We start from the raw sequence: 25,234 nt of genomic DNA, 5'->3' as shown, positions 1-25,234 counted from the left end.
CTCTCTCTCCCTCTTTAGTGTGTGCGGAATCTCTAAGTTTCTGTCAGCCTGACTTTACAGGCAGACGGCGAAGCGCTGGAGGCTTACAATAGCGCATGGCAGGCAGGATTCCCCAGCAGTTTATCGATGAATTAATGGCGCGCGTCGATATCGTCGACGTGATCGACTCGCGCGTCCCTTTACGCAAGGCCGGCAGCAACTACACGGCGCGCTGCCCGTTTCACGACGAAAAGACACCTTCCTTTACCGTCAGCCCTGAAAAACAGTTCTATCATTGCTTCGGTTGCGGTGCGCACGGCACTGCCATCGGGTTTTTGATGGAATATGAGCGCATGGATTTTGTCGAAGCAGTCCAGGATCTTGCGGCGCGCGCCGGGATGCAGGTGCCGCAAACAGCCCCGGATTCTGCTGTGGTCGCGAAGGGCAAGGATCTGTATGAATTGCTTGTCCAGGCCTCTGTTTTTTACCGGCGGCAGCTACGTGAACATTCTCAGGCGCGGCGTGCTACCGATTACTTGAAGGGGCGCGGGCTGAGTGGTGAAATCGTCGCCGAATTCGATATCGGCTTTGCCCCGCCGGGCTGGGATAACCTGCTGCGCGCGCAGGGAGGGAATCCCGCATCCCAGGCGCGTTTGGCAGAGGCGGGCTTGCTGATAGAGAAAGAGGGTGGCGGTTATTACGATCGTTTCCGCGACCGCATCATGTTTCCTATCCGTGATGCGCGTGGCCGCGTCATCGGCTTTGGCGGGCGGGTGCTGGGAGACGATACACCCAAGTATCTCAATTCGCCCGAGACGCCGGTGTTCCACAAGGGCCGTGAACTTTACGGCTTGTATGAGGCGCGCAAGGCGTCGCGCCAGCTTGACCGGCTGCTGGTGGTGGAGGGTTACATGGATGTCGTGGCGCTGGCGCAGTTCGGCGTTCGCAATGCGGTGGCAACTCTGGGCACCGCCATCACGCGCGAGCACCTTGAGCGCATCTTCCGTGTTGTCCCTGAAGTGATATTCTGTTTTGACGGTGACCGCGCCGGGCGCGATGCGGCGTGGCGGGCGGTGCAAAATGCCCTGCCGCTGATGTCCGATGGGCGTACTGCGCGCTTCATGTTCCTGCCCGAGGGGGAGGACCCCGATACGCTGGTCCGCAAAGAAGGCCAAGGGGGCTTTGAGGCGCGCATTGAGGACTCCGTCCCACTTTCGGTATTTTTTTATACCAACTTGACCAAGCAGGCCGATATATCAAGCATGGACGGACGCGCCCGGTTGGTGGAACTTGTGCGCCCCTTGTTGTCCAATGTGCCGGAGGGTGCGTTCAAGCACATGATGATGGAGCGACTGGCTGACATCGCGCGCATGGATTCGGTGGCGCTCGCGGGCATAGTGGGCAGTGGTAAGGCCCGGGCGCCGCGACGGCCCGCAACTGCACCGGTCAAGCATGTAGGCAGCCGCTCGCCGGTGCGTATGGCGATTGAGATGCTTTTGTACAAGCCCGACTTGGCGCTTCGGGCGGGTGATGCAAGGTGGCTGTCTGATCTTGATGTCCCAGGTGTGCACTTGTTGGCGGAATTGCTTGAATTATTGCATGCGCAGCCTCATTTAAATGTTGGCGCCCTGCTGGAGCGCTGGCGCGACACCAAGGAAGGCCATCATCTGGCTACGTTGGCGCAGTGGACGCCTTCAGTGTCTGAAGGCGTGGAGGCGGAGTTTAACGGCGCGCTGAGGTGCCTGCGCGAACAACGTATTGATCAGCTTGTTGAGGGCCTGTTGCGCAAGGATAAACTGGAGGGCTTGAGTGCTGAGGAGAAAAGTGATTTGGGCCGGCTGCTTGCCAGGGATGAGCGCGAGGCGGCCGGTGAAAAAACGGGTGGATGATTTTTTATTGTGCCGCGAAACCTGTGACTTTTTCAGAGGTTTCTTTGCATGACATGCAGCTTAGTGTAAGATAGAAAGTTATTTTTGCTGAGTTCAATTAACCTTAAACGTCAAGACTACTGGGTAAGTATGAATCAGGAACAGCAACAGTCACAGTTGAAATTATTGATCGCAAAAGGCAAGGAACAAGGGTTTCTTACTTACCGCGAGGTCAACGATCACCTACCGGATGAAATCGTCGATCCTGAACAGATCGAAGATATTATCGGCATGATCAATGACATGGGCATACCGGTACACGAAGTTGCGCCGGATGCCGATGCCTTGTTGCTGGCCGATACCGCCGTTGCCGCAGACGACGATGCGGCAGAAGAAGCGGCGGCGGCACTGGCGAGCGTCGATGGTGACTTCGGTCGCACCACCGACCCGGTGCGCATGTATATGCGCGAGATGGGAACAGTCGAGCTGCTTACCCGCGAGGGTGAAATCCAGATCGCCAAGCGTATTGAGGACGGTCTGGGCCAGGTGCTGTCCTCACTCGCCACGTACCCCGAGACGATTGCCGAGCTGATACGGCAGCATGACAGGGCGCAGGCCGGTGAGATTCGCCTTACCGAAGTGATACGCGGTTATATTGATCCCGCTGTGGCTGAGGGTGATCTCCCCGCCGCAGAATTTGAAAAAGAGCCCGAATTTGCCGCAGTAGCCGATATCCCTGACGATGACGAAGAGGCAACCGCGGATGTCGACGCCGAGCTGGACGAGGTTGATACCGGGCTGGATCCCGAAGAGGCGCGCGTGCGTTTTGCCAATCTGCGCGAGTTGCACGAGAAGTTCATGGCGGCTTCCGAGAAGCACGGCAGAGGTCATGCCAAGGCTATAAAATGCCGTGAAGATCTTTCCGGCGCGCTCCTGGAAATCAAGCTTGCGCCACTTCAGATTGATCGCTTGGTCAACAGGCTGCGGGAAACGATGGATCGCATCCGTGCCCATGAGCGGGTGATCATGGATATCTGCGTGGGTCAGGCGCACATGCCGCGCAAGGATTTCATTACCTCTTTCCCGGATAATGAAACGGACCTGGAGTGGTTGACGAGGCAAATCAAGGCCAAGCGTGATTATTCGCGGGTGCTTGAACAGCATGCCGAAGCTATTCTGGCTGCGCAGAACCGGCTGATCGCCATACAGGATGAATGCGGATTAGGTATTCACGAGATCAAGGATGTCAACCGCAAGATCTCCATCGGCGAAGCCAAGGCGCGGCGCGCCAAGAAGGAAATGGTCGAGGCCAATCTGCGCCTGGTGATTTCGATTGCCAAGAAATACACCAACCGTGGCTTGCAGTTCCTGGATTTGATCCAGGAAGGTAATATCGGCTTGATGAAGGCGGTGGATAAATTTGAATATCGTCGCGGTTACAAGTTCTCCACCTACGCGACATGGTGGATACGTCAGGCGATTACGCGTTCCATTGCTGATCAGGCGAGGACCATTCGTATTCCCGTGCATATGATTGAGACCATCAACAAGCTCAATCGTATCTCGCGTCAGTTATTGCAGGAGATGGGGCGCGAACCCACGCCTGAGGAGCTGGCGGTCAAGATGGAAATGCCGGAGGACAAGGTGCGCAAGGTGTTGAAAATCGCCAAAGAGCCCATCTCCATGGAGACGCCGATCGGTGACGATGAAGATTCCCATTTGGGTGACTTCATCGAAGACCCGAATGTCATGTCTCCACCGGATGCCGCCACTGTCGAGGGTCTGCGCGAAGCTACGCAGGGCGTGCTGGAAACGCTGACAGCGCGTGAAGCCAAGGTGCTGCGTATGCGCTTTGGTATTGATATGAATACCGATCATACGCTTGAGGAAGTCGGCAAGCAGTTTGACGTAACGCGCGAGCGCATTCGCCAGATCGAAGCCAAGGCATTGCGCAAGCTGCGCCATCCCAGCCGTTCCGAAAATCTGCGCAGCTTCCTGGATTAACCGGGCATATCTCATCAGGCGGTGTTATAGCTGCCTGATGAGACGGTTTTTTGTGTATCCAGGATGACGAACACCCCGCTTCAGCGGTATACTCCTTTCCTCTCAAGGGCCTGTAGCTCAGTTGGTTAGAGCAGGGGACTCATAATCCCTTGGTCCTCGGTTCGAGTCCGAGCGGGCCCACCATAAAATCAAACAGTTGCGATACTTAGCACGCTTTTTCGTTTTTGCAGTGTCAACGAAGTGTCAACCGCGAGCGGGTTGAGATTTTTGGCTTCCTGCAGGTGTTCAGGTGCCAGATGGGCATAACGCATCGTCATGGTTAAGCTGCCATGACCGAGAATACGCTATAAGGTGAGGATGTTCCCCCCCCCCCCATTCATCATGGAAATGGCTGACTAAAGGTGTGGCGCAGCACATGGGTCGACTGCCCCTTCGGCAGGATTAAGCCTGCTCGCTTTACCGCTTCTCTGAACGCCGAATTGGCATATTGAAAATATCGGATATCCGTTGATCTCTCGTCACCATACCGAAGCGACAAGTGCTCATCCAGTTCCGCGACCAGTTCATCATTGATTGGCACAGACCGGTTTTTGCCGGATTTGGTTCCTGTAAAATGAATTTGTCCGTTGCTGACTTGTGGGGCGCGTAATCCTTCTGCTTCACTCCATCGAGATCCTGTTGCCAGACAAATCCTGGCGATCAATAAGGCATCTCCATTATGTCATTTCCCCAATTCAGCCAGAAGCGTACTGATTTGCCCAAGCTTCAGGTAGGAAAGCTCACGCTCATCTATTTTAAACTGGCGCATCAACGCCAGAGGATTTTCTTTTTTCCGGTAGCCCAGCCGACGCAGCTCATTGAACACCGAGCGTAGATTAAGCATGTTCACGGTTTAAGTTGTTGATTGAGATGCCTTGATTTAGGCGCTGGGATCGATACTCTACAAACATGTTGACGTTGACGTTGAACGTATCGGCTGTTGGGTTGCCAAGCGCCCTGCACAGATTGATGAGGCGGCTATAGGTGTTTTTGGCGCGCAGGATGATGCCGTGGTGTTTCTGCCACATATCTACCAGATCAGACAGGCGCCGCTAACACTCAGAATATAAATCGCTGCGGTCATGATGTAGGGCTGTGTTACCTAGGTCCGGGTCATATGCTTTTGCCGACCTGAACTTAAGGTTCACTTCCATGCATTGATCTTATAGTTATGTCTGGAAATCTTGCTTCGCCAATAATTTTTCCAGTAGAAACAAATTAATCAGCGAGTATTTTCCAAAATGGGCATCTCCTTCACACACGTACAGACGGCTTGCCGTAAATAATGGAACTGTAAGGGGCCGGGTCAACAGTAACCGCCTGCTGGGCCAAGCGGTAAAAGAGCAGTCCGCGAGCGTTTGACCGGCGGCGGTTGAAGCGAAACGTGAATTCATCGCGGTAGCAATCAAGATGCTGTTGCTGAACACCACCCTGGAGCGTTCCAAGCAACCACCGCTTGAGCAGCGAGGCGACGTTGTGAACGCGCGGCATGATTTCGTGGGCTTGTTCGTCACCGCCGCTGATAACCGTAACACGATGCTTGTAGCCCGCAGCCGGGAGGCCGGCATAGGTTACGTCGAGCAGTCGCCTGGATCCAAACGCAGCCATGCAACGTGCCGTGTTGAACTCCCAGGTGTGGCCACGGATCGTCGCAGGCCAAGGCTCTTGCGGGCGATGGAAAACACTAAAAAATCAGAGGTCATTGAAGATCGACACCCGCACCAGCGAAAGCCAGGCCCCTGTTTATCTCCCGTTCTGCAAGACCGTGCTTATGTGAAGAAAGATTGATCTAGATCAAAGAAGCGCTGTCAGACGTGTGTTACTTTTCAAAAAGGTCGAGAAGGCAGACGGTTGGTCATATAAGGAAAGCTATCAGGTCTGATATGGTCGTCGGCTGAGCGGCGTAACCTTATTAGGAGGGAGGTATGAGGTAGAGCGCGTCCAGAAGTCGTGGGGTCTTGTATTATGGCATGCCCGCCTCAAGCACTTGCCGGGGCAGAGCGTCATGATGCAAGACGGCGACCCTATATTTCGACCCTTTATTCCGCCGTAGGCGGGACGCAGCGCCGCAGGACGCAGGGTGGAACCGGGGCAGCAATAGCTGTCGCCGGAGCAAGGTGCGAGGGTTGACTCGGATTTCCCCTCACACTTACTGAGTACGGCAACACACGCTTGCCATTTCATGATCAATTGAAATAGGAGGATAAATAGATGACTCACCATAAACACGATTCACATTATCATCCACATGGATCCGACAAAAGTTCCGAATTCGGTACCCAGATGCATACACCGACGCCGATTACTAAGGAACAACGCGAACATATGATCGCAGAAGCCGCTTATTACATGGCAGAGCACCGCCACTTCCAGGGTGGCGACCCGATGCGCGACTGGTTCCAGGCGCAGATGGAAATCGACAGCAAAATCAAAGGTGCTTCTCATTGATCGGGTAGAAACGCAGCAAACGGGTGGCATTGATCCGATATCGCCCGTTGAACTCGGCGATACATTTGAAATAAATGGCGGTTCAGCGAAAAAATCTCTGACGAGAATATCAATGAGAAGATTTCGTAAAGATCGAGCTGCAATTATGTGCTCTACCTATATGCTGTCAGGAAGAGGGGGCAATATTTTCACTTTTTCACTTATAGAGGAGAGCTACTATGAAACACAGTACTAAGGACCAGGCAGCAGGCAAGTTTCACGAAGCGAAGGGTAAGGTCAAGGAGATCGCAGGGAAACTAATTGATAATCCAGAGCTGGAAGCCGAAGGGAAAGGTGAAAATATCGTCGGCAAGGTTCAAGAAAAGATTGGCCAAGTCGAGAAGGTTGTGGGGAAGTAGGAGCGAGTGGTGAGATGCACGGGTGTGTCCTTGAACACGCGGCTGAGACTGCGTTAGATACCAGTAGCGTTAGCTCCGAAATTTCGGAGTTCAACAGCGAAAAGGAGAAAAAGCAATGAAAACATTATTCATCTTGTACCCCCAACCCCTGCTTCGTTGCACTTCTGAAGGTTTCTCTGCTGTTCATGAAAGTCATTTATTTGGAACTTGCTTGATATGCATTTAGCGCCATCCTGCGTTTCGACTACGAATCGGAGATTGTCAGTGATAGATTGATTTATGGGCGGAAGCCAGAAGGCGCACCAGCTTGAGTCTGAGTCCTTCCATTCGGCCAATGCGGTCACGATGTTAATTCCTTGGTCATCTTCTGGAATCCCGTCGATCGTTAACGGCCCCCATTTTTCTTTCGATTCTTGTATTTCGATATGCACGGAGGGCGTTGGCCTCCATCTTTCAGGTCGCGGCATAAACACCTGCGCGAGCGTTGGCGCAGATGCGCGCCAGCAGTAATGCTGCCACGCGCTAGCTAATGTGCCCCCGAGGGTGACCGTTCGCAGGGTTTTATCCAATCGTTCCGGACTAAGATTCGGAAGGTCGCTTGGAGAAAAAGTCCTGCGTATACCGGCCGCGTAGCTAAATGTGCCCGTACGAGGAATATCTGGCTCGCCGCTCTTCAGCTTCGTAGCCAGCTCCTCGGCGTATTGCATTATAAGTGGTGCGGATGCTGGCCCGTAAAGAGTAGAAGCCCCCTCATATTGTTGAGGCTGCGCATTGTACTCTTGGGGACTTGCAAAATAAGACACATATTCATTTGCAAGCCCTATGAGGATAACGTCGCTGATTTCTGGGGCAAGAATTTTTCCAACGCCTTCTCGGATACGTCTTCCCATGACAGTGGTGAATTCACCTGGAAGTGTCACGAATGCGATCGGTCCGATGCGATAAATACCCACGGGTACATCTGTAGGACCTGACAGAAATACCATTGCAGTATGGGTGATGGCATATGCAATGCCACACAACAAGCTTGGGGATTCGCCCTCCCGGCATCCCCATTTGTAGAGAAAAGTTCGACCGTCCTCAGCACCTCCCAATGCGGCTGCGCCACCGGCAGGGTGCTTGAACGTGCAGGAGTCATGTTGCTTATCATCGCCTATGCAACGATTCGCCAGAGGTCTAACATCAAAGTGGTGTCTAATGTCGCTCTTTATTGTGGTTGCTCTTTCCTGGAGGGCTACAATTTCCTCACCGAGAAGGCGACCTAGTCGTATGGCGTCGTCTCTATTTTGCACAAACCAGATTGGTGACACGTCCCCTTCCTCGCCATTAAAGATGGCGACAATCGGTTTCACAGCGGTAGAAGACTTTCGCAACCTCCGTTCGGCATAATTGGCCGCAATGCCAAAGAAGTCGCTTGAATACACGGGTAGCGAATGAGACATGGTCGTCGGATGGACGGCAACAAAGGCTGCAACGCCGATCAAGTCCCCTGAATATCGATCACTTAGTTGCAACGTACGTAGTACAGGAAAAATCGCACCGCATGCTCTAGGGTCGGGCGTTACATCGTTTGTGCAGCCTCCGCCAAGTCCCGCGTTTTCTGAGAGAATTTGTTGGGCTTCATCATTCACAAGAAACGATTCGATACTACGGTTACGCGCTATATGCTCTATACGTGATCCAGAGAATCGTAACAGTGCAGGCTGGGCGCGCTCGCAAGACTCCCGAATCGTAGTCGAAATACGCTCCGCCAGAAATTGAAACAAGTCTGGATCAAACCCGATTTTTTTCGATGCCAAGCTGTTATACAGAAATGAAGATGAATAGTTGCCCGGGCTCTGATGAGTATGAGTCGCCGCTAAAATCAGCTGATCACGACGAATGTGGCACATTGAGGGCGTTGAACCGAGAATTTCCGCTACCCGATCGCCAAGGCCAGCAGGTATTGCCCAGAGATCCGCTGATACAAATGCAAGCTTTCTTCCATCGGTCGATTCCATAAATATGCTTTTTGCATACAGACGCAACCAATGCCCCCGGGATACCTCCCCTGCAATCGAATGTCCGCCCATCGCGAAGCCCGGCGGTGGGGTAATGTCGTTTTGTGCCGCGCCGGCGCGGAAGGTGTCGGATGCTATATACGGTTCTGTGGGTGGCAATTCTCCGCGTATGGTGGCGCAGCCTGTGCAAAGCACGAAGGCGATGAGGCAAACAATGAATCTGATGCGCCCGGACATCACTGTCTTGAAGTGGTCATCACAGGAGCCGTGCCGATCACATTGATGTATCTCGTTAACATCCATGCTGTGTGTCTCTCGTGCCTGCTTCGCATCGCAACAGGTCAGCCGCACAAAACATTACGACGCAGGGTTCCCACATCCCTCCCGTTCGATTGCGCATGATTCACCCAGTTGAGCACCATAATCCAAGCACCCATACGAATTGAATCGTTTTAATTGGTTCCAAAAAACGTCCAGGGGAATAAGATTCTCTTCAACGCTCAGTGGGAAAGAACAAGAGCATGGGAAATGCTGCCTGAAATCGCATGCTGTTGCAAGCGCGCAGGATTATTGTGTAGCGAACACATAAACTGTCCGGACTTGTAGCACGTGAGTTGTGCGGTTTAATTAAGATCTAATGCTGACAGAGGCGCCGATGCAGATAATGCTTTGGTTCGTGCGGTTGAATTTCCTGTCCTTTATCCTTGTGTGCGCAAACGAACAGAAGGGGCGTACAGGTCGGCGTACAGTTGTCGACATGTCTCAGCGGATTCCAGAGATTATCGAGGGATTTGTTCTGTATTTGCTGGGATAGGCATGCATCCCCGACCTCAGGCGTCGACACTGTCGATGAATTCGGGGGGCTATGTGTTGTAAAGCGATCAAAACCCTAAAGAGAAATCGCCATGAACCCAACGCAGATTGAACACGCGAGTCGCTGGACGCCCATCAGTATTTTCCTTGCTCTCGCCCTGATGACTCCAGGTGCGGGCTTTGCCGAGGACCCGAAGCTCGACACCAAGTCGCAGAAGGCTGCGCCGACGGCATTTGCCGACGAGAAGCCGAAGCCGGTGTTGAACTGGGGTGTGGGGAACGGCAAGAGCTACCTCATCCCGGCACTGGATATCGTCGGCTTCGACTTCTTGCTGAATCAATTCAATCGGCACGCCATCGACTCCAAAACCTACGGGTCGAATTTCTCTACGTTCAAGGAGAACCTGACAGGAAGGTGGGTGTATGACACCGACCCGTTCGCCACCAACCAGTTTCTGCACCCGTATCAGGGGTCTATGTACCACGGCTTTGCGCGTTCGGCCGGCCTCGACTACTGGAGCGCACTCGGCTATACGGTTCTCGGCAGCGCGCTCTGGGAGACGGCAGGTGAGATCGACCCGCCCTCCATTAACGATCAATTCACGACCGGCTTCGGCGGAACCTTCCTGGGTGAACCGTTGTTTCGCATGGCGAGCCTTTTGCTTGAAAGCGGCGATGGCCAGCCAGGATTCTGGCGCGAACTGGGCGCGGCCGCGCTGTCGCCCTCCACTGGCTTTAACCGCCTCGCTTTTGGAAACCGCTTCAAGGGCGTGTTCCGGAGTAACAACCCAGCTGTCTATACGCGTGTACAGCTCGGCATGAACTTGAACGCGACTGTGAGCTCGAACGTGAACGTGAATCCGAACGCGGACGCGGCGGCGATTCCACAGGGCTACCAAAAAGGGGAGGCGATCGCGGACTTCACCATCGCCTACGGGCTTCCGGGCAAGCCCGGCTACACCTACACACGCCCTTTCGACTACTTCCACTTCCAAGGCACCGCCGCCAGCAGCAATATCTTCGAGAACATCATCATCCGCGGCTTGCTTTACGGAACCGACTACTCGTTAGGTGACAACCACCGCGGTGTGTGGGGGCTTTACGGTACTTACGACTACATCGCACCGCAGATCTTTCGCGTCTCCACCACGGCGGCTGGACTCGGCACCACCGCTCAATGGTGGCTCTCACGCACGGTGGCACTGCAGGGCACGGCGCTCGCCGGAGTCGGCTACGGCTCGGCCGGCACTATTCACGGCATAGGTGAACGCGACTATCACAACGGAGTCAGCCTGCAGGGCCTGGTGACGTCGCGTCTCATCCTCGCTGACAGCGCTGCTCTTGAGTTGGAGCTGCGAGATTACTACGTAAGCGACATAGCCTCCGGCGAGAGCAGCGGTTCGGAGAATATTGCCCGTGGGGTCGCCGCTCTCACCGTACGCGTGTACGACCTCCACGGCATTACGCTCAAGTACACTGCCTCGCGACGGGATGCGCAGTATCCCGGCCTGGCCGACACTCGCCAAACCGTGGGCGCCGTAAGCCTTGGTTACACCTATCTCGGGCAAACCCGGTTCGGCGCCGTGGACTGGCGGCCCAAAAGCGCTGGTGGCCCTTGAGTCCAGTTCACATCTCACCACGGAGAATATTTATGGCCAGACCCCTTCTTATGGGCGTGATTGTGGTTGCGCTTGGTCTGCACTCTGTCGTTGCCGCCGGGATCAACCCCGACCTCGTGGCGACGGATGTCTTGACGGCCGTGGTTCCGCTAACCGGCCTGGCCGTTGCCTATTTCACAGGCGATGCCGAGGGTAAGAAGGAATGGCTGCGCAACACTGGCGTGAATCTGGTGGTCACGTCGGCCCTCCGGCTCACATTTAACCAAACCAGCCTGGGTCAGCGGCCCAATGGCGGGAGCTATGGCTTTCCATCCGGGCATGAGGCACTCGTGATGTCTGGCGCAGCCTTCCTGGGCGAGCGCTACGGCTGGAAGTGGGGCATCCCAGCTTATCTCGCTGCCGCATATGTTGGTTATGTTCGAGTTCACGAAGACAAACATCACGTGCGCGATGTCATTGCCAGCGGCTTGCTATCGTATGGCGTGGCGTTGCTCACGGTCACACCGGAAAACGCGACCCACCTGGCACCAATCATCGGACCCGATGTCCTCGGCTTGCGCTGGGAGCGTTCCTTCTGATGACCCTTCGCATGCGTACTTGGTAACAGTGATTGATTGGTGCTCAACTCATGCAAGGCGCTTCTGTCAGGCTGTCATGCCACGCATGAGGTTCTCTTGCTTGCGGTCATTGCCCACGCGCGGCATGGTTCCCGTCTATTGACCGGAAATGATCGTGACGTAGTTATGGCGCTTCTTGAATACGGTCTTATCAACAAATGCACCACACCACGACTTGAAGCGGAGATGGCAGTGTTTAGCGCACCAATGAAATCACGAGGTTTGGACAAATTCTCAGAATGGCTGGCCGTAGCGATACTTGCTGCGCTTGCCGGGTGCAGTACGTTACCGACCATCGCTTCTGACCTGACAATACATCCGGCCCGGCCCATTCAACTCGAAGGTGCGCGCGGGCCTCTTTCTCCCCAGCAAAGCAAAGCGATTCTCAACCGGCTGCAGAATGGCGGTAAAGAAACCAGCATCTTTGATCGGCATCTGGCGGTCGAAGATGCTATCGTGGGAAGTCCCTTGGTGGTGGGCAACAAGGTGGCGCTGCTGCAGGACGGGCCGGCGACTTTTCAGGCCATGTTCACGGCGATTAGTAATGCCAAAGACCATATCAACATGGAAACCTACATCATCGAAGACGACGAAGTGGGAAAGCGTTTTGCGGACGCGCTCATCGAGAAACAGGCCCAGGGCGTGCCGGTCAATTTCATTTACGACAGCGTTGGAGCGATTAATGCGCCCAAGGAATTCTTCAAGCGCCTCACCGACAGCGGCATCAAAGTATTGGAGTTCAATCCTGTTAACCCGCTTACCGCCAAGAAAGGCTGGGAGTTGAACCAGCGCGATCACCGCAAGCTGTTGATCGTGGATGGCCAAGCGGCGTTCCTGGGCGGAATCAACATCAGTAGCGTTTATTCAAGCGGGTCCTTCAGTCCGCGCTCCAAGCGGCGTCCCGATGGAAGTCCACCGTGGCGCGATACGCATGTGCAGTTGGAGGGGCCCGTCGTCGGCGAATTCCAGAAACTGTTTCTCGCAACGTGGGAGAAGCAAAAGGGCGCACCGCTTGCGCCGAGCAAATTTTTCCCGCAACTTAGCAACAAGGGCAAAGAGGTGGTGCGCGCCATCGGCAGTTCGCCGGATGACCCTTATAGCCTGATCTATGCCACGCTGATTTCAGCAATCAACAGCGCCGAAACCAGTGTGCGCCTGACTAATGCTTATTTCGTCCCCGATCCGCAATTGCTCACCGCACTCAAAGATGCCGCACAGCGTGGCGTGGACGTGAAAATCATCCTGCCAAGCAACACCGATTTCTGGCTGGTGTTCCATGCCGGACGTTCTTTCTATACCACTCTTCTGCGCGCGGGGGTGAAAATCTACGAGCGGCGTGGCGCGCTGCTCCACTCCAAGACCGCACTCATTGACGGCGTATGGTCTACCATCGGCTCGACCAACCTCGATTGGCGTAGCTTCCTGCACAACGAGGAGGTGAACGCCGTCATCCTGGGCCAAGAATTCGGGGTGCAGATGCAGGCCATGTTCGAGACAGACCTCGCCTCCTCCAACCTCATCACACTTGAACAATGGCAGCAGCGATCCATCGGCCTGCGCCTGAAAGAAATGGCCGCGCGAATATGGGAATACTGGCTCTAGTAATTTTTAAAATTACGCGCAATTCGTTGCCGGAGGAACATAAAAGACATGAGACAAATTTCGAATCCAACTTTGATGTGCTGGGTGAGCAGGCTGCTTATCATCTGTCTTGCGCAGGCGGGTGTGAGTATTGCACATGCCGTCGATACAGATACGCAGTCCGCTGCCTCTCTGCGTACCAAGTATGGCGTGTTGCAAGATCAACTCCGCAATAACCCATTCCAGAAACCACTTTACCTGGACTCCAGTGAAAAACCGGATAGCGTGGCAGGCGATATGTATGCGCTCATTGACTACCCGTTTGCAACGGTAAGCACGGCCCTCAACGTTCCAACCCATTGGTGCGACATCCTCATCCTGCATCTCAACACCAAATACTGCCGCGCGTCGACAACGGGCAAGACAACCATCCTCAACGTAAGCATTGGCAAGAAATACGACCAGCCACTGGACGAAGCTTATCGAGTGGATTTTACCTACCGTGTCGCCACCAAAACCCCGAACTACCTGCGGGTGAAACTGAATGCAGACAAGGGGCCGATCAGCACGCGTAACTACAGCATCATGCTTGAGGCCATCCCGTTAAAGAATGGGCGAACTTTCATCCACCTCGGGTATTCCTATGCCTACGGTTTTGCCGGACGGCTTGCAATGCAGGCCTATCTCAGCACCGTTGGGAGCGGCAAAGTGGGATTCACTGTTTTGGACAAAAAATCCACTGGGCAGCCTGTGCATATCGGCGGAATGCGCGGCGTAGTGGAACGCAATACGATGCGCTACTACCTCGCTATTGAAGCCTTTCTCGGCGCCCTGTCCGCACCGCCTCAGGCACAGTTCGAAAAACGCCTGCTTGACTGGTTTACCGCAGTAGAGCGTTATCCGCGCCAGTTGCACGAAATGGAACAAAGCGAGTACCTCGACATGAAGCGCAAGGAGCATTTGCGACAGAAAACTGAAAACCCGGCGACAACGGCTGGCAGAAACGATTGAAATAGCTACTCCTTAGTGCGGCGCACCTCTAGCATCAGGTTACCAGTGTGCATACTCATGTGATTTTCTGTTACGGCACCTGATCGACGGATAATGGGTATCCCATTTTTCGGCGAATGCGCCACGATTCAAGTGTGCGTCCTCGTCCGTCACAGCGGCAAAAATCTGTTTGGTGTATATATCGAGGGCAGCCCGACTCTTAATCAAGTAAGTCTATGTTCGTTATCGCACAGAGCAACCTGGACTTTCAATGTAGACGCAGCCAGGTAAGTCCTTAATTCTGAGGTTTTCTGCGCAGTTATTTTTTTGAGAGTTACGATGAAAAACCCCCAAGATATGGGCAGGAAAATGGGCGTTCCGCCGGTATCCGCTTCATATACTCCAGACAAATCATCTGAATCGAAGCTTGGTCAGATCAGCCAGAATATTGAGACAATTTTGGCGTTCTATACGCGAGAAGAACAAAAGATCAGTCGTTCGCAACGGGTACTCGAAAACATTAGTGGCATTTTGGGGCAACCGCTTTATCTTGTCTCGATTTTACTGTTTGTCGCACTCTGGATGCTTGCTAACATCTTTGCGCGCCACGCTGGCATGGCGGTAATTGACCCGGCTCCGTTTTTTTGGCTGCAAGGAATGGTTAGTCTGGGGGCACTATTAACGTCGACGGCGGTTGTTATTAAACAAAACCGCTTAGCTAAACTTGAGGAAAAGCGGGCGCATCTTGACCTGCAAGTGAATTTATTGACCGAGCAAAAGGTTACGAAGCTTATCAACTTGATGGAAGAATTGAGGCGTGATTTACCTATGGTTAAAGACCGTCATGATCCTGATGCGGCGGCATTCCAACAGCCCACGAACCCGCACGTAGTGCTCGCTGCACTGGACGAGCAGCGCGAAACAGTAGAGCGATCAAAGCACGCGGAGGAAGCCGAAGAGAAGGTCGATGGGAGCAAATGATTCAAGTCTGAAGGTCAGCTCAGACCCTGATCTCGATGACGCCTGCAACGACTGCGCGATCGAGTGCGGTAACTGTTTCGTGCACATGGTCGGGCAGGACAGAAAAAATGACTATCCTGCGAGTCCGCAGCGATCTGCCGGTTGTGTGTGCCGAGGCGTGCCGTCGTTGCGTCGAGGCTTGCCGCAAGATGGCCAGTTAATCTGTAAATCGCCACCGGAACAAGCGCAATGTGAAATCGCACGGCGGCCATTTTTGAGTTCAGCAAAGCTCAGCAATAACTGTGCGTGCAATAACGCACTGAACGACCTGGGCTTTCAGTGTAGCCTCGAATCACTGGACAATGCCATCAATGCGTTAGGTGAGAAGATCGGTAGCAGCAAGAAGGCGAGTCTGATTCCTTTTGTCTCGGGAACTTCACTCGTATTCTTGGCGCTCTTGGGTGGGTTGGCGGTGTACGTGGGCGGCGCACGCGTGATGGTGGGTGTAATGCGTGTCATGTTCTGGGGTGCGCTGGCCATGGGGTTGACCGCAGGCATTGGGATGATGCTCAGTACTGTGGCGTGAACACGACCAACACTCCGGGATGTCACACAGTATGCTATTAGGGTAAACTGAGTTTAATCTACGTAAACAACATGAGATGTTGACGCGTTCGCATAACCTGGTGCCACCGTGGACCGTCGTGATCATCAAGGATATGTTCAGTCGGCTGCACAGGCGGGCGACTTCGTCCTGCCCGACCCACAGATCGTGTTGACCTAGATGCAGCCTATCTTGAAAACGGCGTGCCGGAGAAGTAATGAGACCCGGCAACTGATTTAATTCAAGTCCGACGGGCTGCTGGACCTGTTCGGAAATCTACTCGTCTGCTCTCGTCTGCTAAGGAATGCATCAGCTCTAAATGAAAACCAGCGATATTCGTTTCCTCCACTATTTGCAACAGCTGAGGGCGCACTTGCGCGACGGCACTATTCCTCTCACACACTCCTTTGATGAGCCCCCGCTGCGCTCGGAGTTGTTCAGCGCCGTTCAGATGGAACAGTATGGCAAGCGTCTCGCGGCCGTGCACAAGTTGACACAGAAACGTCCGCAGGATCAGCTTCTGACGCGCTTGGCGGTGAATGAAGCGGTCTTGATCGGCGTCTGCGGCCAGCTCACAGCGGCGGTAAAAGCGAATCAGCAGATTACGCCGGCCAGCGAATGGCTGCTCGATAATTTCTATCTGATCGAAGAGCAGATCCGTACCGCGAAGCGCCACTTGCCCAAGGGGTACAACCGGGAATTGCCGCGTTTGTTGAGCGGCCCTTCGGCCGGATTGCCGCGTGTGTACGATATTGCGCTGGAGATCATCTCGCACGGCGATGGACGGGTGTACCCGGAAAGTCTTAGCCGTTTCGTCGCGGCCTATCAGACGGTCAGCGTGCTCAAATTGGGCGAGTTATGGGCCATCCCCATCATGCTGCGGCTGGCATTAATCGAAAATCTGCGACGCGTTGCCGTTCGCATCGCCGCAGGCCGGGTGGATTGCGACCTCGCCGCTGCATGGGCGGAGAAGATGACGGCGGTCGCGGAGAAAGACCCGAAAAGTCTGGTGCTGGTAATTGCGGACATGGCGCGCTCGCACCCGCCGATGACGACCCCCTTCGTGTCGGAATTTACACGCCGGTTGCAAGGACAAAGCCTCGCCTTGGCATTGCCTCTGACCTGGATTGAGCAAGTGCTTGCTGAGTCGGGTCTAACCATTGAGCAGTTGGTACGGTCTGGAAACCAACAGCAGGCAGCCGACCAAGTTTCAATTAGCAACAGCATCGGTAGTCTACGCTTTTTGGGGGGAATGGATTGGCGCGAGTTCGTCGAAACGATGAGTATCGTCGAGCAAACGCTACGCGAAGACCCGCACGGCACCTACGGTGAGATGGATTTTGCTACCCGTGATCGCTATCGTCATGCGATTGAGAAGGTTGCGAAAACCAGCCACCTTTCCGAAGTCGAAGTCGCGCGCAGTGCGATCCAACTCGCGCAGATAGCTCAGGCGGCCAAGGCTACGCAGTCGGGTGGCGGCGAACACACGGCGCATGTCGGCTTCTATCTGATCGACCAGGGTTTGCGCGCACTCGAAACCCTGGCGCAGGTGCGGCCTTCCATTGCCGAAACGCTCACGAAAATTGGCTCCCGACGCCCATTGGGCCTGTATCTCGGCGCGATCGCGCTACTGACACTGCTGTTTAGTGTAAGCCTGCTGGCGATGGCGCAGGCCAGCGACATACCGTATTGGACGCTCGTGTTGATGGGTGTCCTCGCACTGCTGTCCACCAGTCAGTTGGCACTGGCGCTGGTGAATTGGCTGGCGACCTTATTGGCGCGCCCGCATCTGCTGCCGCGCATGGATTTCTCCACTGGCATTCCGGTGCAATCACGTACGCTGGTGGTGGTGCCGACGATGCTCACCGACTCGCAGAATGTCGACGATCTGATCGAGGCGCTGGAAGTGCGCTTCCTGGCGAATCGGGACAACAATCTGTATTTTGGCCTGTTGACAGATTTTCGAGACGCGCATGAAGAAACGCTTTTTGAGGACGAGCCGCTGCTGCAGCTGGCGGCAGCGCGCATTGAGGCGCTGAACGTAAAATATAGCGCTGCGGATAATGACATTTTTTTTCTTTTTCATCGCCCGCGTCGTTGGAATCCGCAAGCACGGATCTGGATGGGCTACGAACGTAAGCGTGGCAAGCTTTCGGACTTGAATGCGTTGCTGCGCAACGATGCCGACGAACGCTTCTCACGCATTGCCGGTGATATATCTTGCCTCGCGAACGTAAAGTACGTCATCACCCTGGACACAGATACGCAGCTTCCGCGTGATGTCGCACGGCAGATGGTGGGCACCATGGAGCATCCGCTGAACCGTGCGCGCTACGACGCACAGCGGCAGCGGGTCTGCGCAGGCTACGGCATTCTTCAGCCGCGCGTCAGCGTGAGCCTGGAAGGAGCCAACCGCTCGCGCTATGCGCGATTGCATGGCCTCGACTCCGGCATCGACCCCTATACCCGCGCCGTCTCCGACGTCTATCAAGACGTGTTCAGCGAAGGTTCGTTCATCGGCAAGGGAATCTATGAGGTGGACACGTTCGAGAAAGCATTGAATGGGCGCTTTCCCGAAAACCGGATTCTCAGTCACGACTTATTGGAAGGGTGCTACGCGCGCGCCGGCCTATTGAGCGATGTGCATTTGTATGAGAATTATCCCGCGCACTACAGCGCGGATGTGAGCCGACGACATCGCTGGATACGCGGAGACTGGCAGTTGCTGGGGTGGTTGTTGTCGCGCGTTCCCGTATCTGGCGCGCGTCGGCAAAGGAACCCGTTGTCATGGTTGTCGCAATGGAAACTCATCGACAACCTGCGGCGTAGTCTCGTGCCGATGGCATTGACGTTGCTGTTGTTGCTGGGTTGGACCCTGCTTGCATCGCCTTGGCTTTGGACTTTGGCGGTGATCGGCATCATCCTGGTTCCGCCTTTGCTCGCATCTGTTGTGGAAATATTTAACAAGCCGCGCGAGGTGCTGTTCAGGCAACATCTTGCCGCTGCATTCGATACCACCCTGCAACGCTTGACACAAGCGGTCTTTACCTTGGCGTGCCTACCCTATGAGGCCTACTTCAGCTTGGATGCGATCGTACGCACGATAGTGCGCATGTTGTTCACGCACGGACGACTGCTTGAATGGAATCCTTCGGGCGAAGCGGCGCGTAACTGCCGCACGGACTTCGCCGCCGCGTTGCGCGCGATGTGGATCGCGCCGCTGATCGCCATTACGGCAACGCTCTATCTCCTGCTGTTTAAGCCCGCAGTGCTCGCCATCGCGGCGCCTATCCTGCTGCTGTGGCTGGGTTCACCCGCGCTTGTTTGGTGGCTCAGTCAACCGCTCGTGCGCCGTGAAGCGCGGCTGACGCTGGAGCAGATCGTCTTCCTGCGCAAGATTTCGCGCAAGACCTGGGCCTTCTTCGAGACCTTTGTCGGTCCGGAAGATCATTGGCTGCCACCGGATAACTACCAGGAATATCGCGGCGCCTCGGTTGCGCATCGTACCTCGCCGACCAATATGGGCATGGCGCTACTTGCCAATTTAACCGCATACGACTTCGGCTATATCCCAGCCGGGCAACTCATCGAGCGCACGGCGAACTCACTGCGCACGATGGATGGCTTGCCACGCCACCGTGGCCACTTCTACAACTGGTACGACACTTTATCGCTAAAACCATTGCACCCGATGTATGTTTCGACAGTAGACAGCGGAAACCTCGCGGGCCATCTGCTGACCTTGCGGCCTGGCCTACTTGCGCTTGCCGACGCCCCGATCCTGGGAGTGCGGGTGTTTGACGGACTGCACGACACGCTGGCAATTCTGGTGGAGGCTGCGGCAAGCACCCCGTCGGCTCCACTCGCTCAATTGCGGGCGGATTTCGAGGCGGCCTGCGCCAGTCGGCCAAGCACGCTCGCGCAAGCATGGCTGTGCCTTGACCGGCTGGCGAGACGCGCGGCGGAGTTTGCCGATAGCCTCGATGCTGTCCCAACGGCGTCTCAAAAAAGAGGCGAGCGGATGTTGGTCGCAGGAGGAGAAAACGCAGTTGCGGCAGAAACCAAACTTCAGTTTAGTCGTAGCCAAAATGGAGTCTACAAAGAAGTCGATGAGGATTCCACGCACCACCCGACCTTGGATCACGCCAGCGCAGTGCGCTCTGAGACGGCATCCGAGAGCGATGCGCATTGGTGGGCGCGGACGCTGGCCCGGCAATGTCGCGCCGCCCTTGATGAGTTGACGTTTCTCGCGCCGTGGCTCGTGCTGCCGGCTGCGCCGAGCGGGCTTGGCGACTTCCCCACTATCGGTGCAATCCCCACGCTGTGCGAATTGGCAAGACTCGAAGAGGGAGTGCTGGCGGTCATCGAGCAGCGGTTCCTTGCGGGTGCTGCGACGCCCGCAGAATGCGAGTGGCTGCATGAGTTTCGACGTTGCATCATAGACGCCGGCCACCGCGCCACGGAGCGGATGGCGGAGATTGAACGGCTGGCCCTGCAAGCCAGTGAGTTCGCGTGCATGGAGTATGGCTTCTTATACGACAAGGCGTCACGTCTCTTGGCGATTGGCTACAACGTGGATGAGCTGCGGCGCGACTCGAGTTATTACGATCTGCTGGCTTCGGAAGCAAGATTGATCAATTTCGTCGCGATTGCGCAGGGACAAGTGCCGCAGGAGAGCTGGTTTGCCCTGGGGCGGCTGCTCACGAGTACCGGCGGCGAACCGATTCTTTTGTCGTGGAGCGGTTCGATGTTCGAATACCTGATGCCGCTGCTGGTGATGCCCACCTACGATCACACGCTGCTCGATCAAACCTATAAGGCGGCGGTGGAGCGGCAGATTGAGTATGGGCGGCAGCGCGGTGTACCGTGGGGCATGTCGGAATCCGGTTACAACCTGGTCGATGCCCATCTCAACTACCAATACCGCGCCTTTGGCGTGCCTGGCCTGGGGCTCAAACGCGGACTCGCAGATGACTTGGTAATTGCGCCGTATGCATCGGTGCTGGCGTTGATGGTGGCGCCCGAGGCGGCGTGCCTGAATATGCAGAGACTCGCCACGGCAGGGCTGGAAGGAAAATTCGGCTTGTATGAAGCTATCGATTACACGCCATCTCGTCAACGGCGCGGGGAATTGAGTGTGGTGGTGCGTTCCTACATGGCGCATCACCAGGGGATGAGCCTGCTCTCCCTGGCCTATCTTCTACTGGATCGTCCGATGCAGAAACGCTTCGAGTCGGACCCGCTGTTCCAGGCAACCATACTCCTGCTACAAGAGCGGATTCCCAAGGCCACAGCGCTCTTTCCGCACGCGGCCCAGCTCTCCGACATTCGGCCGACATCCGGTGCTCAGGAAGCATCGATTCGCGTTTTCAATAGCCCCGACACGCCGATTCCGGAAGTACAATTGTTGTCTAACGGCCGCTACCACGTAATGGTCACCAACGCCGGCGGCGGCTATAGCCGCTGGAAAGATCTTGCTGTCACGCGCTGGCGCGAAGACACGACGTGTGATCACTGGGGCACGTTCTGTTATCTGCGCGACGAAAGCAGCGGGGAAGTCTGGTCTACTGCGTATCAGCCGACACTGAAACAGCCTCAGCACTATGAGGCGATTTTTTCAGAGGGGCGCGCCGAATTTCGCCGCCGGGATTGGGTTGGCGATGGCGACTTCGAGACGTATACCGAGATTGTGGTGTCGCCGGAAGACGATATCGAGCTGCGCCGTGTCCATCTCACCAACCGCGCGCAAACACGCCGCACCATCACAGTGACGAGCTACGCGGAAGTGGTGCTTGCTGTACCTGCTACGGACGCGCTGCATCCGGCTTTCAGCAATCTCTTTGTACAGACTGAGATCATCGATCAACGCCAGGCGATACTCTGCACGCGCCGGCCACGCTCGCGTAGCGAGCAAGTGCCGTGGATGTTGCACCTGATGGCAGTGCATGGGGCAGACATCGATGAAATTTCCTATGAAACGGATCGCTTGCAATTCATCGGTCGCGGCCGCACCGCCGCCGACCCGCAAGCGCTGAGCGGCGTGGCAGCGTCCCCAGGAGCGTCCTCCGGAAGACTCTCCGGCAGCCAGGGCTCGGTGCTGGATCCGATTGTCGCTATCCGCTATGCCATCACGCTCGATCCGCAACAAACGGCCACCATCGATATGGTGACCGGCATGGCAGAAAGCCGCGATGCGGTGTTAGGCTTGGTCGAAAAATATCATGATAGACGGCTTGCGGATCGTGTTTTCGAACTGGCATGGACGCATGCCCAAGTGGTGTTGCGCCAGCTCAATGCCAGCGAGGCCGATGCGCAACTCTACGGACGCTTGGCCAATTCCGTGGTCTATGCCAACGCCTCGCTACGCGCCGATGCCGGCACTCTGATGCAGAATCGCCGTGGGCAATCCGGCTTATGGGGCTACGCCATTTCCGGCGACCTGCCTATCGTGCTGTTGCAGATTGGTGATGCGGCCAATATCGAATTGGTGCGTCAACTGGTGCAGGCGCACGCCTACTGGCGTTTAAAAGGGCTGGCGGTGGACTTGGTGATCTGGAACGAAGACCGTGTCGGTTACCGGCAACTGCTCCAGGATCAAATTATCGGCTTGATTGCAGGGGGGATCGAAGCGCATGTGATCGATCGACCGGGCGGCATTTTCGTGCGCCCCGCAGAACAGATATCGACCGAAGACCGCATTCTGTTCGAATCGGTCGCGCGCATCATTCTCAGCGACAGCCGGGGAACGCTGGTGGAGCAGATCAACCGCCGACACCTCCGGGAGGTGCGGGTGCCGCGCTTGCAGCCGACCCGCAGCCACCGCGCTGAAGTCCAGGTCAGTCCCGAGCCGAGGCGCGATCTCATCCTGCACAACGGGCTGGGTGGATTCACGCCGGACGGGCACGAGTACGTCATTACTACCACGGCCGCGCAAGTGACACCCGCGCCGTGGGTGAATGTGTTAGCGAACGCGCATTTTGGCACCGTCATTTCCGAGAACGGCCTGGCCTATACCTGGAGCGAGAACGCGCATGAGTTCCGTCTCACGCCCTGGCACAACGATCCGGTGTCGGATGCGAGCGGCGAAGCGTTTTATCTGCGCGATGAAGAGAGCGGCCATTTTTGGTCACCCACACCGCTGCCCAGCCGCGGGGCGAATGCGTATGTCAGCCGGCACGGATTCGGCTACAGCGTGTTCGAACATAACGAAGGGGGCATCGTCTCAGAGTTGTGGGTGTACGTGGCCCTGGATGCGGCGGTCAAGTTCTCGGTGTTGAAAGTGCGCAACGCCTCAGGCCGGCAGCGGCGGCTCTCCGCGACCGGCTACGTGGAATGGGTGCTGGGCGATTTGCGGTCGAAATCGACCATGCACGTGACGACTGAAGAGGATTCCGATAGCGGCGCGCTGTTTGCGCGCAACCCTTACAACACGGAATTCGCCGACCGCATTGCGTTCTTCGATGTGGATGACACAATCCGCACCATAAGCTGCGACCGCGCTGAATTCATTGGCCGTAACGGCTCGCTCAAAAATCCGGCGGCGATGGGACGCACGCGGCTTTCCGGTAAGGTGGGGGCGGCATTGGATCCTTGCGCTGCGATCCAAGTGAGCTTCGATTTGGCCGATGGGCAAGAACGCGAGATCGTCTTCCGGTTGGGTCAAGCCGGAAGACGCGGCGCCGATGACGCGCGCAATCTGGTGCGCCGTTTCCGCGGATCGGCTACCGCCCACGCTGTGCTCGAATCGGTGTGGCAGTACTGGAACCACACCCTCGGTGCGGTGCAAGTGGAAACACCCGACGCGTCGCTCAACGTACTGACCAACGGCTGGCTGGTGTACCAAACGCTCGCTTGCCGTCTATGGGCGCGCAGCGGCTATTATCAATCGGGCGGCGCCTTTGGTTTCCGCGATCAGTTGCAGGATGTGATGGCACTGATTCACGCCGAGCCGCAACGCGTGCGCGAGCAGTTGCTGTTGTGCGCGGCGCACCAGTTTGTGGAAGGCGATGTGCAGCATTGGTGGCATCCGCCGTCGAGCCGCGGCGTGCGCACCCATTGTTCCGACGATTATCTCTGGCTACCGCTGGCGGTGTGCCGCTATGTGCTTTGCACCGGCGATACCGGGGTGCTGGATGAATCCATTCCCTTCCTCGAAGGCCGTCCCGTCAACGCTGGGGAGGACTCGTATTACGATCTGCCAGGACACTCCGCCGAGTCGACCAGCGTGTACCAGCATTGTGTGCGCGCCATCCAGCACGGCTTGCGGTTTGGCGAACATGGCCTGCCGCTGATCGGTTCGGGGGACTGGAACGATGGCATGAACTTGGTGGGCTTGCATGGCAAGGGCGAAAGTGTCTGGCTCGGTTTTTTCCTATACGAAGTGCTGACGCGATTCGCTGAATTAGCGCAGCGCTTCGGCGACGTGTCCTTCGCCGAGCAGTGCCGCACCGAAGCCGCGCAACTACGCCAGCGTATCGAGGCCAACGCGTGGGATGGTGGGTGGTACCGCCGCGCTTACTTCGACGACGGCACTCCGCTGGGCTCGGCGGCCAACACCGAATGCCAGATCGATTCGATCTCGCAAAGCTGGTCGGTACTCTCCGGCGCGGGCGATGCATCGCGTTCGCGGAAGGGCATGGAGGCCGTTTATGCGCGTCTGGTACGACGCGATGATGCGCTCATTCAACTGTTGGATCCGCCATTCGACACCTCGGATATGGATCCGGGCTACATCAAAGGTTACGTTCCCGGCGTGCGCGAAAATGGTGGGCAATACACCCATGCCGCCATCTGGACTGCGATGGCATTTGCCGCCTTGGGCGACAGCCGGCGCGCGTGGGAACTCTTGATCATGATCAATCCCGTCAATCATGCAAAATCGGCGGCGGACGTGGCGATTTACAAAGTCGAACCCTACGTGGTCGCCGCCGACGTCTATGCGGTAGCACCGCATGCCGGTCGCGGCGGATGGAGTTGGTACACGGGATCGGCGGGCTGGATGTACCGGCTGATTGTGGAATCCCTGCTCGGCCTAAGACTGGAGGTGGACAAACTGCATTTCGCGCCTTGCCTACCCGCGGATTGGAAAGCGTTCAAGCTGCACTACCGGTATCGGGAGACGGTCTACCATATCGTTGTGACGCAAACGGATTTCGCCGATGCTGCGCAGAGCGACGCGATGCGCGTGATGGTGGATGGCGTCGAACGCACCGACAAAATCATTCCACTGATCGACGACCGCCAGGATCATGCGGTCGAAGTGAGAATAATGGCACCACCACCAGTTTACTCATGACAAAAAGATCAACACGACC

Annotated in this window: 15 protein-coding genes, 1 tRNA gene and 1 pseudogene; 12 read left to right on the top strand and 5 right to left on the bottom strand. The window is 56.0% G+C overall.

The annotated features are described in order from the left end of the window. Positions 1-95 precede the first annotated feature (95 nt). The 3 genes from dnaG to M3A44_12790 all read left to right on the top strand — a co-directional run bounded on the left by dnaG (position 96) and on the right by M3A44_12790 (position 4,034). A complete protein-coding gene (dnaG, locus tag M3A44_12800; protein MEQ6342488.1) occupies positions 96-1,868 on the top strand; it encodes a DNA primase in 1,773 nt (590 codons plus the stop codon). A gap of 129 nt (positions 1,869-1,997) precedes the next feature. Then, entirely contained in the window at positions 1,998-3,851 is a 1,854-nt protein-coding gene (rpoD, locus tag M3A44_12795; GenBank protein ID MEQ6342487.1) for an RNA polymerase sigma factor RpoD, read from the top strand. Positions 3,852-3,957: 106 nt separating this feature from the next. Further along, a tRNA-Ile gene (locus M3A44_12790) sits at positions 3,958-4,034 on the top strand. A 196-nt stretch (positions 4,035-4,230) separates the two neighbouring features. On the opposite strand, the gene M3A44_12785 is transcribed toward M3A44_12790, so the two are convergent. From M3A44_12785 to M3A44_12770, 4 genes and pseudogenes are all read right to left on the bottom strand, one after another. Then, the gene (locus M3A44_12785) at positions 4,231-4,554 is read right to left on the bottom strand and encodes a tyrosine-type recombinase/integrase (GenBank protein MEQ6342486.1); all 324 of its coding nucleotides are present in this window, start codon (positions 4,552-4,554) and stop codon (positions 4,231-4,233) included. Positions 4,555-4,572: 18 nt separating this feature from the next. Further along, positions 4,573-4,740: a hypothetical protein gene (locus tag M3A44_12780; protein MEQ6342485.1), complete on the bottom strand. Its 168-nt coding sequence runs from the start codon at positions 4,738-4,740 to the stop codon at positions 4,573-4,575. Beyond that, on the bottom strand, positions 4,727-4,918 hold the full coding sequence (locus tag M3A44_12775; protein ID MEQ6342484.1) for a hypothetical protein: 192 nt from the start codon (positions 4,916-4,918) through the stop codon (positions 4,727-4,729). The genes M3A44_12780 and M3A44_12775 overlap by 14 nt, the downstream gene beginning before the upstream one ends. A gap of 226 nt (positions 4,919-5,144) precedes the next feature. Further along, a pseudogene (locus M3A44_12770) lies at positions 5,145-5,438 on the bottom strand (transposase). A gap of 663 nt (positions 5,439-6,101) precedes the next feature. Between M3A44_12770 and M3A44_12765 the strand changes: the two are divergent. Together M3A44_12765 and M3A44_12760 are read left to right on the top strand one after the other, a co-directional pair. Continuing rightward, entirely contained in the window at positions 6,102-6,338 is a 237-nt protein-coding gene (locus M3A44_12765; protein ID MEQ6342483.1) for a DUF2934 domain-containing protein, read from the top strand. Positions 6,339-6,556: 218 nt separating this feature from the next. After that, positions 6,557-6,736, top strand: coding sequence for a CsbD family protein (locus M3A44_12760; protein MEQ6342482.1), 180 nt, complete (start codon positions 6,557-6,559; stop codon positions 6,734-6,736). A gap of 128 nt (positions 6,737-6,864) precedes the next feature. Here the strand turns inward: M3A44_12760 and M3A44_12755 are convergent, their stop codons facing one another. Then, a complete protein-coding gene (locus M3A44_12755) occupies positions 6,865-9,039 on the bottom strand; it encodes a neutral/alkaline non-lysosomal ceramidase N-terminal domain-containing protein (protein MEQ6342481.1) in 2,175 nt (724 codons plus the stop codon). A 602-nt stretch (positions 9,040-9,641) separates the two neighbouring features. Between M3A44_12755 and M3A44_12750 the strand changes: the two genes are divergently transcribed. The 7 genes from M3A44_12750 to M3A44_12720 all read left to right on the top strand — a co-directional run bounded on the left by M3A44_12750 (position 9,642) and on the right by M3A44_12720 (position 25,215). Then, positions 9,642-11,168: a DUF3943 domain-containing protein gene (locus tag M3A44_12750; protein MEQ6342480.1), complete on the top strand. Its 1,527-nt coding sequence runs from the start codon at positions 9,642-9,644 to the stop codon at positions 11,166-11,168. Positions 11,169-11,200: 32 nt separating this feature from the next. Then, positions 11,201-11,746 (top strand): phosphatase PAP2 family protein, encoded by a 546-nt coding sequence (locus M3A44_12745; GenBank protein ID MEQ6342479.1) that lies wholly within the window; start codon positions 11,201-11,203, stop codon positions 11,744-11,746. 261 nt (positions 11,747-12,007) lie between these two features. Beyond that, on the top strand, positions 12,008-13,387 hold the full coding sequence (cls, locus tag M3A44_12740) for a cardiolipin synthase (protein ID MEQ6342478.1): 1,380 nt from the start codon (positions 12,008-12,010) through the stop codon (positions 13,385-13,387). Positions 13,388-13,435: 48 nt separating this feature from the next. Further along, positions 13,436-14,377: a hypothetical protein gene (locus M3A44_12735; protein ID MEQ6342477.1), complete on the top strand. Its 942-nt coding sequence runs from the start codon at positions 13,436-13,438 to the stop codon at positions 14,375-14,377. 318 nt (positions 14,378-14,695) lie between these two features. Next, positions 14,696-15,337: a DUF1003 domain-containing protein gene (locus M3A44_12730; GenBank protein ID MEQ6342476.1), complete on the top strand. Its 642-nt coding sequence runs from the start codon at positions 14,696-14,698 to the stop codon at positions 15,335-15,337. Further along, the gene (locus M3A44_12725; GenBank protein MEQ6342475.1) at positions 15,324-15,902 is read left to right on the top strand and encodes a hypothetical protein; all 579 of its coding nucleotides are present in this window, start codon (positions 15,324-15,326) and stop codon (positions 15,900-15,902) included. Before M3A44_12730 ends, M3A44_12725 begins: the two co-directional genes overlap by 14 nt. A gap of 337 nt (positions 15,903-16,239) precedes the next feature. Further along, positions 16,240-25,215, top strand: a complete 8,976-nt coding sequence (locus tag M3A44_12720; GenBank protein ID MEQ6342474.1) for a cyclic beta 1-2 glucan synthetase — start codon at positions 16,240-16,242, stop codon at positions 25,213-25,215. The last annotated feature ends 19 nt before the right edge of the window (positions 25,216-25,234 follow it).

It is taken from the genome of Gammaproteobacteria bacterium (assembly GCA_040183005.1).
Lineage (GTDB): Bacteria > Pseudomonadota > Gammaproteobacteria.
Note: the sequence above shows the minus strand (reverse complement) of the source record. Positions and strands in the feature narration are given on the sequence as shown.